Origin of the sequence: Vibrio sp. 2-Bac 85 (genome assembly GCF_037546705.1) — a bacterium.
Taxonomy (GTDB): Bacteria; Pseudomonadota; Gammaproteobacteria; order Enterobacterales; family Psychromonadaceae; genus Psychromonas.
Window position 1 is genome coordinate 81,146 of record NZ_JALAAB010000016.1, and the last position, 12,244, is coordinate 93,389.

A 12,244-nucleotide genomic window follows, 5' to 3' on the forward strand; every position below is an offset into this window, starting at 1 on the left:
TTAATAGACAGTAATAACCACTGACTTTATGATGGGTATCGGGTATAAATTGATTGCCATTAATTGATCACATAGTGCGAACAATAGAAAACGCTAACAATCAAAGTAAAATAGGGGGAATTAACGAAATGAACCAACCTCAACGACCTATTAATCTTCATGATAATTATCATGCACATGTTTATTTTGACCAGACAACAGTAGAGTTTGCAGCAAAATTATGTGAAAAAGCAGGGGATTTATTCAATTTAAAAATAGGTAGAGTACATCAAAAATTGGTGGGGCCTCATCCATGCTGGAGTTGCCAAATCCTTTTTGCATCGAATGATTTTGAACAACTTATTCCTTGGCTTGAAGAGTCGCGTCAAGGGTTGAGTATATTTGTTCACCCTTTAACAGGAAACGACCTAGACGATCATACTAAATATGCATGTTGGCTAGGGGATGAGTGTCAGTTAAAGGTAGACATGTTTCGTCGAAAGGCTCTATAAGTAACATCACTTTTACCTCGTTTCTTACCTGCTTTTTTATGACGGCAATAAGAGCTTTTGTTGGTTATAGAAAGAACGAGAAAGCAATCACTTCTCGTTCTTTATTGGTGTATTTATACTGGTGTATTTATATTGGTTTATTAATGCTGAGTAAACCGCCTCAATTGTTGTTGAAAAAACTCTTTTTCTCTTTGTAACGAATCCCTTTGTTGAATTAAATCGATAAGTAAGGCCACCGCTAGCCAATCAATTTCTAAATCTTGGTGGAGTCGCACCGCTTTTTTTATCCAATGAACACTCGAAGTGTCAAACTCCCAGTCCTTACTGTTGGCATTAGCAATGGGTTTGACAATGCCATTTTCAACGATCTCAATAATATGATGACTTTCAATTCTCTCTAATTGACATAACTCATTGAGTGAAATCACCGTTAATCTGCGCATCATAGATATTCTCCCCATGAAACCCGTGGGTCAAAAGCTGAATTTTTTGCAAGCTCTTGCCATAATAGGGTTGCTTTATCATTGCTGACAGGCGGTATGATCACATTAATAACCACATACAGATCACCCAACTTATCTTTTCTTTTTAAGCCTTTACCTTTAACGCGTAATTTGGTGCCTGATTGAGTATTGGCAGCGATTGTTAGCGTCACCTTGCCATCCAACGTCGGTACAGTGACCTTAGTTCCTAACGCTGCTTCCCAAGGTGTAAGCGGCAAGGTTAATACTAAATCATGTTTTTGAACATCAAAAAGGGGATGGTTATTTACACGAATATGCAGATAAAGATCACCCGGTTCACCACCGCCATAACCCGGCTTTCCTTGGCCTTTAAGACGAATACGCTCACCATTAATAACACCTTGCGGTATTTTTATATTTAATTGTTTTTTAATTTGATGTGTTTTTCCACCTTCGGAAACAGGCAATTTAAAGTGAACCGTTTTAATTTGCTGATGCAGCGTCTCTTGCAATGACATAGCCAGTTCCGTTTCAACATCTTGGCCTCTAGAATGATGTTGCTGAGCCTGTCCATGAAAATGTGATTGATCAAATCCACCACTAAAAATGGAATTAAAAAAATCAGAAAAGTGTGCATCAGCGTTAGGATCGCCTTGGTACGCATGTTGATCTTGTTGCCATCCCGGCGGAGGCTGAAATCCTTGGCTTGATTGATCCCCATATTCTAGGATCTCATCGAATTTTGCTCTTCTACCTGCATCCTTTAATACCTCATAAGCTTCAGCGATCTCTTTAAATTTTTCGCCAACACCTTCAGCAGGATTTAAGTCAGGATGATACTTGCGGGCAAGTTTTCGGTAGGCTGTTTTAATATCTTTAACATCAGCATTTTTGCTGACACCGAGTATTTTATAATAATCTTTGAATTCCATAAAATAACCTAAAAATAAAATCACAAACACTGTGAAACATATAGATAAGTCTACGCTTTAATTGCATTTTGACCATAAATTTATTAATTATTTAAATTCATAAAGACAAATTAATATCATGGAAAAGTTGAAGGAAATATGATTAAATTGATGGGTTTTGAATGGGATTTCTAGAATGAGTTTTCATTAAATGAAACTCGAAAGTGGAATGTAGTAGCCGTGTTGAATCATGCTGTATGAGTAGGAGTGGTTCAAGGAGCAAAAAATAATACCCCCCGTTTTTAATCATTAGTTAATTTTAAATATCATTTATCTATGAAAGTTTGTGGGGGGACAGAACTTTGTTATATGGAAAACTTCGACGCTATTAAACTCTTTTTTGCTTGCGAGCTAATCTAAAACCTAAAAGCCCTATTACTAATATAGCCGAGGTAGCTGGAGCAGGTACCATTAGCCACGCTGAGTTTGACTTGTTAGGGTAAAAACTTTCAACTCCACATGGACCCGGAATGCAATCCCAGTCATAATCAAGGTTATCGTGCCAGATCCATAGATTTACATACCCGTATAGCGTCATTCTTCCTACTTTAGCTCTCCCGTACTCATCAGTAGTCCCTTCATCGAACCAAAATGTGAGTCCATCACCTTCACTTGAGTGTCCAAGCGTTTGATCACCACAACCTACTTTCGGTTGATATTGCCCTCCTGCACAATATGGCCCTAATTCACCGGATAAAGTCACACTAAGCGACGAGTGTTGATCGCTCCGATCAGGTACTGTAACACCTGTTGCCAAAGTGAAAAAATCTGCTGCTTCAGATCTATTTGCAATATAGAAACCTTCGTACAAACCTCCAGTCTGTGTTAATGCCTTTGTTTCCGCGTAACTTGAATGCAAAGTTTCACCCCATCCTGCATAAGTTTTTCCATTCGAGGCTGTCATTAAATTAGTACCGTTTTCCTCAATACTTAATTCGCCCATGATAATCGTTGCATTAGTTGTAAATGAAGTTAGCGATAATGCCGCTATTACAGCTAATTTAGTAAATGAAAATTTCATCCTAGTATTCCTTGTTACGTAACTATTTTTTATAGGAAATAATTTCTACGGTAACTTTACTTTGCAAATAAGATATAGTCGATTCAGCATTCAGCTCATGCGAGCTTCTAGATCAAACTACATCTAATCATAAGTATTTAACCTAAAATCATAATGTTATATATACAGTCGTGTATGCTTTCTGATGATTATTTCGTTTTATCTTAATAAATAATGGTTGCATTATAAAAAAGTGAAAAACTTAATAAAATAAGTAAAAATCATAAAACCGCGTTTATGATAATCTAAAAAATATTATAAACTTCTTTTTATTTGATTATTATGTGACTAATAAGGTGCTTTTATTTCGTTTATAAAGATAAGTAACAAAGCATTCATGTCATCTGTATTTCGAGTACACTTATTACTTGAATTCGAGAATATTAAGTTAATTCTGTTGAAACGTTACTCGTCCCTAAAAATTCATTATTGGATAGAATGATTAGGTTCATTTTTTAAGTGAAGGTGGCTTAATCCGTATGACAGAAAGTGGGGTAAAACAGTTAGAATGGTTTGGAGCAGGTCTTTGCTTTTTGCATGAAGTTTTAATTTAAATAATTGATTATAAATATTATTTATCTGTTGAGGTTTATGGGTATCCAGCACTTTCTGTTTTAGCTCGTCTTCGCTCGTCCAGTCATTTTGATATTTATTCGCAGTATTTTCGCTCTGTCGGCAAGTACCGATTGAAGAACCGAAACGTAGTTTCGAAGTCTGAAAATGCAAGATTCTATATGCGCTCAAAGAAAATATATGTTAATGATATTGAAAAGAAATACGACCCAAATTTTTTTAATCACCTCTTTTGGAAATAAAGTAATGTCTACCTTCTTGTCGCACCGCTCATACGCCACGTTCATGTGGCGAACAGAGCTAGCAACCACTACTCATAAAACATGATAATATCGTATCATTCGCTACTTGACCTTGCTTGAAGGTCATCATTAATTTAGACAAAACTCATCGAGAATAATGGACCTAGCCGCGTTGAGTTATGTTGTTCTGTATTATTTCGAGATCTATGATAAAGATATATGTGGTATAAACCTTTATCAATTATATCCAAATAGCTTGACTGAATAGGCTATTCTAACCAATTTCGACTCTGTTTCGGCCATTTTCTTTTGCTTTGTATAATGCTTCATCCACTCTTTTTATTAATTTATTGATGTTTTCATTTTTTTCATAAATAGAGATCCCAAAAGAAGCCGTTTTATATTCATTATTTACAAATTTATAGCTACAAATTTCTTTACGTAGTTTATTGGCCAAGGATAATAAATCAACTAAGTTTATTTCTGACGAAATAATGAGAAACTCTTCACCCCCCCAGCGGCCAACAACATCTGTCTTTCTTGAGTTTGATTCAATAATACGACTAAATTCTTGTAGTACAGTATCGCCAATTTGATGACCGAATTCATCATTCACTTTCTTAAAATAGTCAATATCAATCAGGATAACTCCAAAACTATGAGAAAATCGATTGGCCCGATTACTTTCTGAAATTAATGTTTCATCCAATTTAACGCGATTATAGAGTGCTGTTAATTTGTCAGTTCTTGCTAACTGTTCAAGTGCTATATTTTTTTCTTTTATTTCTTTATTTAATAATGCTAATTGCGAATTTGTTTTTTTTATTGAGCGACTTCTATGTAAGAGGAGTAAAAATACAGCAGTAAAAGCCGCTGAGATATAAAAAAGTTTTTCATAGTTAATAGATTGCTCTACTTTTATTTTAATCCATTCTCCTACTATGGTTCTAAGCTTATTCTCACCTATGCTATTTAATGATTTTTGCATTATTGAGTTTAAAAGGTGTTCATCATTTCGTGATGCAATGCTCAAATCAACATTATGTTCTAATCTTCCCGCTATTTTTAAATCAACAAAAGAATATTTTTGGATGTTATATCCAACAGCTGGCATAATATCGATGTACCCAAAAAGCTCACCACTCTGAACTTTAGATAAACCTTCTTTAGCACTTTTAACATCAATAATATTAAGTCTCGGATTATTGTTTTTTAACACCTCAGAGAATGCATAGCTTTCAACAATGCCAACCTTACGACTTCCTATACTCGCAATATCTTTAATAAATAGTTCATCGGATTTTGTGGCTATAACAAAAGGTTCTGATATAAAAGGGACTGTAAATTCATTGAATTTTTTCTAGAGGGAACATCCATCGCAATAGGTAAAATATCACACTTTCGATTTCTTATATTTTGCAATGATTCAGACCATTTCTTGGTTGGTACTAATACAAAGGGGGTATTAATTTTTTCTGATATTATTTTAGTAACATCTGCACCAACACCTTTATAGATCCCTTCTTTATCGATTCGTTCAAAAGGCAGCCAATCTGGAGAGACACACATAGTGATTATTTGTTTATTTTTAAGATAATTTGTTTCTTCTTTAGTTAAAATTAAACCTGTATCAGTTAATGTCACTGCTTCTTTAGCTGCAAACCATTTATCAATTAACGACTCATATTCTTCTCTTGAAATTGAATTTATTGACTTTGTTATTATTGAAAATAACATGTGATCTTCTTTCTTCACGCCCAATCTTAGGTCTTCTTTTTTTACCAGGTGGCTATCAAGTTCAGCAAGGATTTTTATGTTAGAGAACCCAAAACTTTTAATGAGCCTTTGACCTGTAATGAGATTGTTAAATATTGCATCTATTTGCCCATAAGCTAATGCTTTCATTTTATCTCTTGAATTTTCAAAGATGACAATATCAAAAATATTCAGAGATTTAATGTCATCGTAATAATAAAGATCTTTAGTGATACCGACTTTTTTGCCTCTTAAAGATTCGAATCCGATGTAATTATTGAACTCACCTTTTCTAGCAAAGACAACGCTTGGTATTTCAAAGTAAGGCTTTGTAAAATTTGTAAATATTTCTCTGCTTTTTTTGTAAGAGATAAGATCAATCAAATCAATTTTTTTAGCTTTAAATTTGCCAAGAGTCTCAGTCCAGCTTGCAACCTCAATTTTTATTTGTAATCCGCTTTTTTTCTTTATTAAATTGATATAGTCATCTGAAAACCAGATAATTTACCTTTATCTTCAAAGCTAAACGGATAATTATCGGAGATGCTGCCTAACGTAAAGACATGAGATGCAATATAGGCTTTTTCTGAAGCAGTAAAAAGGTTAGTTTCTTCTACTGCAAATGCCGATATATTAAATATTATTGTCATTAATATTATTATTTTCTTCATTACTTTCTGCTTGTTAGATTAGGTTATTAATATTTTTTAAAAGGCTAAGTTTTAAGTGTATTTAATAGGGGCCTTGAGGATATGAAATCGAAGACCGTTAACTTTTCAATTAAGCTAATGGTTTTTTTAAAAAAATGATTCAAATCAAAGTAACAAGACTATAGCACTACAGAAATATAACGCGTTAAATTTGCATTATTAATTTGTGTTAAATCTTTATTCGATGATGGCAACATGAATTTAATGTGTTTTAAAAGTTTCCTTATTTTTATTTTTTCTTCTGCGCTCACCCAGTCATTTTGAGCGATATAAATATTGGTTTATCATGTCGGCGACTTTACTTTCTCTCAGCCAGTAGAGAAGCTATAAATAATTCAAAGAGACATCGAATTACTTTCTAATTTGGGAAAGTTCAAGGGTGAGGTAGTTGCAGTATTTTTTGTTTTATCTCGTTTGCGCTCATCCAGTCTGTTTGATTTTTATTGATTGTATTTTCGCCCTGTCGGCGACCAAACTTTCTTTTATCAGAAAAGACCTATACCTACAAAGAACTCAAAGAAACTGACCACCGAATCACTTTCTGAGCCAAATAATCAATTGCTTTTATAACGCTGTGGCTCTTGCTGGTCATCCATGGCCAGAAAGAGCCTAAGCCAAACATTCTGTTTGGATTTGCTAAAAGCAATGAACGATTCGGGAAAGTTTAACGGAGGGGGAGTTGCAGCCAAATTGAGTAAGGTTTTATTGTAATTTTTTGATATTGTTTACTTCAATGATTGGGTGTCCAACTCTTTTTGCCAACTCTTTTTTTTGATTTGGGGCGCATGCTTTAGCCTGCTTTTTTCATCTTTAACCTAGCAAGAGTAAAAGTTTATTAACAAAACTTATTAACGAAATTGATTAAAAAAACAGCAAAGTAACGAGAAGTTAAAAGCTTCTCGTTTACATTTTTTGCATCATCAATATTCGATAAAGCGACTAAATTGTTGTTGAAAAAATGCATTTTTTTGCAATCAAGTCTAATGCTTTGACTATTGATGAGTTATTTCTTTTTCAGCTTAATCAACAATATTGATGTGCTTTTTCCATCAACATGGATATTGTTTCTCTTTTGGAAAAGTTTAATCGCTTGACGTGTTTTTTTACCCATAAGACCATCTGCTGGGCCTGCATTAAAACCAAGACGGTTTAATTGTTGTTGCGTTTGCAAAACTAAATTAGAACCTATTGGCGCTGATTTAATCACGACTACTTTTTGCTGAGTTTTTACAGTTTTTTGTGGTTTTTTTACGACTACTTTTTGTGGTGTTTTTACGATTACCTTTTGCTGATTTTTTACAGTTTTTTGTGGTGTTTTTACAACTACTTTTTGCTGCCCTTGTATTTTGGCTTTTGATGCTTTTTGTTGTTGAGTCGCACCATTAGTTACTTGGCATCCTTTACTATTTTTTGAATTTTGTGTGTAACATTTAGATGTGTTTTGTCCATTGTTTTGAGAAAATGCTTGATGACTAAGCATTAATCCACCTAAAATGATTAAAGTCGAATATTTCATTTATTGCTTTCCTTCCTAGAGAGTTAATTATGCCTTCTTGAGGCAGTTAGGGTTGATATAAGTTCATCTTCTTCTATTTTACCTATAAATGGTTATTGATAAAAGTCGTCGATATACCTATCAACATGAAACAATCTAAGATCATTGCTTTTTAACGGAGAGAATAGACGTAATAAAAGTTGGTAAGATTTTTGTTAACTTAAAAGAGTTAACTTAAAAGAGTTAACTTAAAAGAATTAGCTTAAAAAAGGCAATACCTGACTGGATGATCTTTGCAGTACTTTTACCAGTAACCTAGCACTTTCCACCAAAGGCCACCCACAACACCCCTGATAGATAAATTAATGATACTCATTAGAAAGCCGATGACCCACCAACAACTCAAAGAAACTGACCACCGAATCACTTTCTTATCCAAATAATCCATTGCTTTTCTAACGCACCGGCTCGCTCTGGCCATCGATGGCCAGAGCGAGCCTAAGCCAAACATCCTGTTTGGCATTTGCTAAAAGCATTGGATTATCTGGGAAAGTTCAACGGTGGGGGAGTTGTAGCCATATTGAGTAAGGTTTTATTGTAACTATCTGATATTGCTTGTTTCAATTGTTTTTGCTGCATTTCAAGTTGCAGGAGCAGATTTTTCCTATTGTAGTATGATTCAAAATGAAAGACTTGATCCCCATTTTTTCTCTGTCCAGTACTTTTATTCTGATCAAGCTATAATATCAAGGCCTTTTTTTTCAGCGAGTGATAGCATTTTTAAGGCCGCACCTCTAGGTTTACTGTCTCCTTGTTCCCATTTCTTTACTAACTTGTCACTCACATTAAAATAACGAGCAAATACGGGTTGAGAAAGTTTATTTTTAAGCCTGAGTGCTCGAACCTGATCTGGTGTAAACTCATGCACACTAGTTAAACAAAGTGCATCAAACTTGCGCATAGTGGTTTTATCTATCGAACCAGATTTCTGTAAGCCTTTAGCTGTTTTATGTACCGCTTTTAAAATATCACTCATCGTTTTCTACCTTAATAAGTTCGCCATCATTGACAAGTTTGTTTAGTGCATTCTTATCAAATCCCAAAAATTCTTTAGCTAACTCTTTTAGAGCTAATTTCTCTTTAGAGTTAATATTCGCTTTGTCACTTTTGGCAAATACATATAAGAAAAAATATTTATCGTTGATAACAGCCCCGATAATGGTTCGATAGCCGGCACTTTTCCCTTTATTTCCAGCAGCAATACGTTTTTTATAAACACTACCACCTAAGTCTGCATCAAAAAGCCCTTGGCTCATTTCTTTACAGGCGTTAATAAGATCGTTATCAGATAAAGCTTCTTTTTTTGTTAAAGAAGCAAAAACCTTGGTTTTATAGATCAAAGTATACTCCAGAAGGGTATGTTTTCAATATAAATAAACTTATATAAAAATTGAATTCAATAAGAGTAAAAATAAAGTGATAACACAGTCGATTAAAGATTTATATCAATTTATTACTGCTCTTTAATTCTTGAATTTAAGTAATATGTGCATTGCGATATAAATAATACTAGTTGAAATATATTTTATTGTTTTTGATAACTTAATTATATCCCTTCGTAGAGTGACCATTTCAACCCTAATAAAGTAGACCAATATGTATTATAAAGTTGTGTTTTCTAGCTATCAAAATTAATGGGTGTCTTCCACTTTTTCTGGTCAGAACGAGCCTAAGCCAAACATCTTGTTTGGGATTTGCTAAAAGCAAAGGATTATTTGGGAAAGTTTAACGGTGGGGGAGTTGTAGCCACTTTTTGTTTTCGCTCGTCTGCGCTCGTTGAGTCTTCTTGATGTTTATTGACAGTGTTTTCACCCTGTTGGCGACTTTACTTTCTCTCTGCCAGCAGAGAAGCTATACCTACAAATAACTCAAAGAGACTGGCCCCGATCGTTTTTAAATCACCTCTTTTAGAAATAAAGTAATAACTACCTTCTTAATGCACCGCTCATACGCCACGTCCATGTGGCGAACTGAGCCAGCAACGGCAAAGGGCACGCAGAGCTTAGCTCGCTCATTTAACTATGCTGTAACATAAATAGCTCCATGTCTTACCTTGCTTGAAGGTCATCATTAATTCAGAAAAACTCAACGGGGAGAGGGGACGTAGCCATATTGAGCAAGGTTTTTATTGTAACTATTTGATATTGCTTATTTCAATGAATGGCTGTCCAGCACTTTTTCCAAGTTGCAGAAGCAGATTTTTCCTCTTGTAAGATGGTTCAAAATGAAAGACTTGACCCCCATTTTTTTTATATTTTAATACAACAATTCATAAAGTAGGTCGCCATAACCACAAATTATAGTGCCTGAAATAGCCAACATCGCTGCTATTACTTTGAAAGAATTCAAGTAACCAGCAAATTTTTTATGAAGAATATCAGCATGCTTTAGGTTATCCCATGTTTGACCACTTTTGCTTCTTGGGTTAATGCTTTCATTAAGCTTAAATATTTTGAATTCTGCCCATACAGCCAAAAGAACTGTTATAGAACCGCTACGTTGAAACCATGATGAAGGTTCTATAGCACCTTTAAAAAAACCAAACCAACATAACGTAGGAATAGTAACCCCCAAAAACAAAACTGGTAGTAGTGTCCACAACTCAGTTTTGGATTTCTTTATTAAAGTTTCTAAATTCATATCTAACTCATAAAATATAACGCCACCAGTAAGGGCGCGTGTTAGCGCGTCCCATTGACTGGCCTTGTTATATTTTTATCCGACTTAAATTGATCTAACTTTAACTCTTCAAATTTATTTTGTATTTTTTCTAAATCACTAAAGTCCAGCTGGTTTATTGTTTTATCAAAATCAATAGCTTTAATATTCTCAATGGATTGCCCTTTATCGAACATTATTACGCTATTGGGTATAATATCTAATAATTTCTGAGAAACCTTACTATCATTAATTGCTAGCTCAACACCCTTTTCAAATAAAGCATCCGTCAAATTAAAATTTGAATCCTTAATTGTTACAAGTAATAAACCATATTGGTTCAACTCCTCATATTCACTTGATGAGCTAAATGATTCATTACCAACATTCAACCAATAAGTTGAATTAGCTGAAAACCTACTTTTTGTATATTTTTTATACCAAACCTTCTTTTTTATTACTGCTTGAACCATAAAAACTTCTTTGATTGTTTTATTGTCGAAATTTTTAAATTTCCCCATAAAATCCCAAAGAGCTGTTTCGTATTCTTTACTTTTAGGAGAGGCTGTCCATTTTTTACCTTGAACAACTTGAAACTCAAATGCCTTATCTTTCTCTCCTTTTAATTCAAAAAATCCTCCAAAAGAGACACCCCCAGAATCAGTTGATTTTTTAACTATACTCTTGGTCACTACACGCTCATCAATTTCCTCAACAGGGAGAAAAGCTGATAATGGAAAATCTTTAAATCCCTTGTCAGAAATATAATATACACGACCAACCAAATCTTCTGGTTTCAATGGGATATCATCTATCCATTTTATGGATGAGTTACCCAAAGAAAGAATTTCATCTTCGTTATCTTCAAGAGCTTTAACTCCAAAAGATATTAATGTTAAAGCTAGTAAAAATATGCTCTTGCCATATAAATATTTCATGATGAGTCTCCGTTTTTTAAATATAACGCCACAAACAACAGCACGTAGATTGGCGTTGTTTTTGCTCGTTTTTTTTAGAAAAAATGATGAAAACCGTTTATGCGTCTGATTAATTTGTATTGTTATGATTTCAATAGCGAGTTTTTCGATCTGTATATTTAGAAACATAATCGTTTAGGTCGACTAATACAGAAACTACATCATTTGTAGTTTCATGCGGACTAAATAGCCAAGTGTAAAACTGTAAAACTTCACTAGGATTTTCGCCAACAATTTTCGTTAGTGCTTTATATCCGACATGTAAGTCTAATGGCATTTTTGTTTTGCCATCAAATACATGAGCAGTATATTTACTCCGAAAACTATATACTCCTGATTTTTCAATTTTAATTTTGATGGTTCGAACTCGAGAAGCTAAATCATCAGGACATTTGTTAATTTCTTTCCCAAATCCATTAAACGCTTCACTCAGTTTCGACAACGTAACAATTGCCGTTGAGTGACACATTCGTAGTAAGCCAAGGTGATATTTATTGTTGAAAGGGTCATTTCCTTTCTCATCACATTCTCGGTAAAATTTACTACAAGCAATTAGATCAATAACAGCATCTTCTATTACCCAAGAAAGTGCATGAGCGCTATCTTTATCCAATTTAAGCTCCCAACTTGGCTGAATCTAACATCTTATTAGATAACAAAATGTCACCTTTCCCGCGGAAAGATGGCAAACATTTAATGATTAATAATAGACTTAGACTACTGCAACTATCATTTTAATCAACAATTTAAAATAAAATGTGAAATATAAGTCATGTAGAAAGGCGACA

The 12,244-nt window shown here is 34.0% G+C and carries 13 protein-coding genes; 1 reads left to right on the forward strand and 12 read right to left on the reverse strand.

What is annotated here, in order from left to right; translation table 11 throughout:
* Window positions 1-53: 53 nt before the first annotated feature.
* Window positions 54-491, forward strand: a complete 438-nt coding sequence (locus MT390_RS15395) for a DOPA 4,5-dioxygenase family protein (protein WP_499442032.1) — start codon at window positions 54-56, stop codon at window positions 489-491.
* A 140-nt stretch (window positions 492-631) separates the two neighbouring features.
* On the opposite strand, the gene MT390_RS15400 is transcribed toward MT390_RS15395, so the two are convergent.
* The 12 genes from MT390_RS15400 to MT390_RS15455 form a co-directional block, all read right to left on the reverse strand.
* Entirely contained in the window at window positions 632-937 is a 306-nt protein-coding gene (locus MT390_RS15400; RefSeq protein ID WP_028870060.1) for a chaperone modulator CbpM, read from the reverse strand.
* On the reverse strand, window positions 934-1,887 hold the full coding sequence (locus MT390_RS15405; RefSeq protein ID WP_499442033.1) for a DnaJ C-terminal domain-containing protein: 954 nt from the start codon (window positions 1,885-1,887) through the stop codon (window positions 934-936). Before MT390_RS15405 ends, MT390_RS15400 begins: the two co-directional genes overlap by 4 nt.
* Window positions 1,888-2,254: 367 nt before the next feature.
* Window positions 2,255-2,947 (reverse strand): hypothetical protein, encoded by a 693-nt coding sequence (locus MT390_RS15410; RefSeq protein WP_499442035.1) that lies wholly within the window; start codon window positions 2,945-2,947, stop codon window positions 2,255-2,257.
* Between the two features lie 1,128 nt (window positions 2,948-4,075).
* A complete protein-coding gene (locus tag MT390_RS15415) occupies window positions 4,076-5,020 on the reverse strand; it encodes a transporter substrate-binding domain-containing diguanylate cyclase (RefSeq protein WP_499442036.1) in 945 nt (314 codons plus the stop codon).
* Window positions 5,021-5,109: 89 nt separating this feature from the next.
* Window positions 5,110-6,060 carry a transporter substrate-binding domain-containing protein gene (locus tag MT390_RS15420; RefSeq protein ID WP_499442054.1) on the reverse strand — a complete coding sequence of 317 codons (951 nt, stop codon included), beginning with the start codon at window positions 6,058-6,060 and terminating at the stop codon, window positions 5,110-5,112.
* Window positions 6,027-6,206 carry a hypothetical protein gene (locus MT390_RS15425; protein ID WP_499442037.1) on the reverse strand — a complete coding sequence of 60 codons (180 nt, stop codon included), beginning with the start codon at window positions 6,204-6,206 and terminating at the stop codon, window positions 6,027-6,029. Before MT390_RS15425 ends, MT390_RS15420 begins: the two co-directional genes overlap by 34 nt.
* A gap of 1,063 nt (window positions 6,207-7,269) precedes the next feature.
* The gene (locus tag MT390_RS15430) at window positions 7,270-7,782 is read right to left on the reverse strand and encodes a peptidoglycan-binding domain-containing protein (protein WP_499442039.1); all 513 of its coding nucleotides are present in this window, start codon (window positions 7,780-7,782) and stop codon (window positions 7,270-7,272) included.
* Between the two features lie 712 nt (window positions 7,783-8,494).
* On the reverse strand, window positions 8,495-8,797 hold the full coding sequence (locus MT390_RS15435) for a helix-turn-helix domain-containing protein (protein WP_160062604.1): 303 nt from the start codon (window positions 8,795-8,797) through the stop codon (window positions 8,495-8,497).
* A complete protein-coding gene (locus tag MT390_RS15440) occupies window positions 8,790-9,161 on the reverse strand; it encodes a type II toxin-antitoxin system RelE/ParE family toxin (RefSeq protein WP_236546735.1) in 372 nt (123 codons plus the stop codon). The genes MT390_RS15435 and MT390_RS15440 overlap by 8 nt, the downstream gene beginning before the upstream one ends.
* A gap of 916 nt (window positions 9,162-10,077) precedes the next feature.
* Entirely contained in the window at window positions 10,078-10,461 is a 384-nt protein-coding gene (locus tag MT390_RS15445; RefSeq protein ID WP_499442040.1) for a hypothetical protein, read from the reverse strand.
* A 41-nt stretch (window positions 10,462-10,502) separates the two neighbouring features.
* Complete coding sequence (locus MT390_RS15450; RefSeq protein ID WP_499442041.1) at window positions 10,503-11,417, reverse strand: hypothetical protein; 915 nt, start codon at window positions 11,415-11,417, stop codon at window positions 10,503-10,505.
* A gap of 130 nt (window positions 11,418-11,547) precedes the next feature.
* Window positions 11,548-12,069, reverse strand: a complete 522-nt coding sequence (locus tag MT390_RS15455; protein ID WP_499442043.1) for a hypothetical protein — start codon at window positions 12,067-12,069, stop codon at window positions 11,548-11,550.
* Window positions 12,070-12,244 lie beyond the last annotated feature (175 nt).

What these genes read in the sequence shown, in the direction of transcription:
- MT390_RS15400 (WP_028870060.1), bottom strand. Translation starts at nt 937, where the DNA reads ATGATGCGCAGATTAACGGTGATTTCACTCAATGAGTTATGTCAATTA.
- MT390_RS15405 (WP_499442033.1), bottom strand. Translation starts at nt 1,887, where the DNA reads ATGGAATTCAAAGATTATTATAAAATACTCGGTGTCAGCAAAAATGCT.
- MT390_RS15410 (WP_499442035.1), bottom strand. Translation starts at nt 2,947, where the DNA reads ATGAAATTTTCATTTACTAAATTAGCTGTAATAGCGGCATTATCGCTA.
- MT390_RS15425 (WP_499442037.1), bottom strand. Translation starts at nt 6,206, where the DNA reads ATGACAATAATATTTAATATATCGGCATTTGCAGTAGAAGAAACTAAC.
- MT390_RS15430 (WP_499442039.1), bottom strand. Translation starts at nt 7,782, where the DNA reads ATGAAATATTCGACTTTAATCATTTTAGGTGGATTAATGCTTAGTCAT.
- MT390_RS15435 (WP_160062604.1), bottom strand. Translation starts at nt 8,797, where the DNA reads ATGAGTGATATTTTAAAAGCGGTACATAAAACAGCTAAAGGCTTACAG.
- MT390_RS15445 (WP_499442040.1), bottom strand. Translation starts at nt 10,461, where the DNA reads ATGAATTTAGAAACTTTAATAAAGAAATCCAAAACTGAGTTGTGGACA.
- MT390_RS15450 (WP_499442041.1), bottom strand. Translation starts at nt 11,417, where the DNA reads ATGAAATATTTATATGGCAAGAGCATATTTTTACTAGCTTTAACATTA.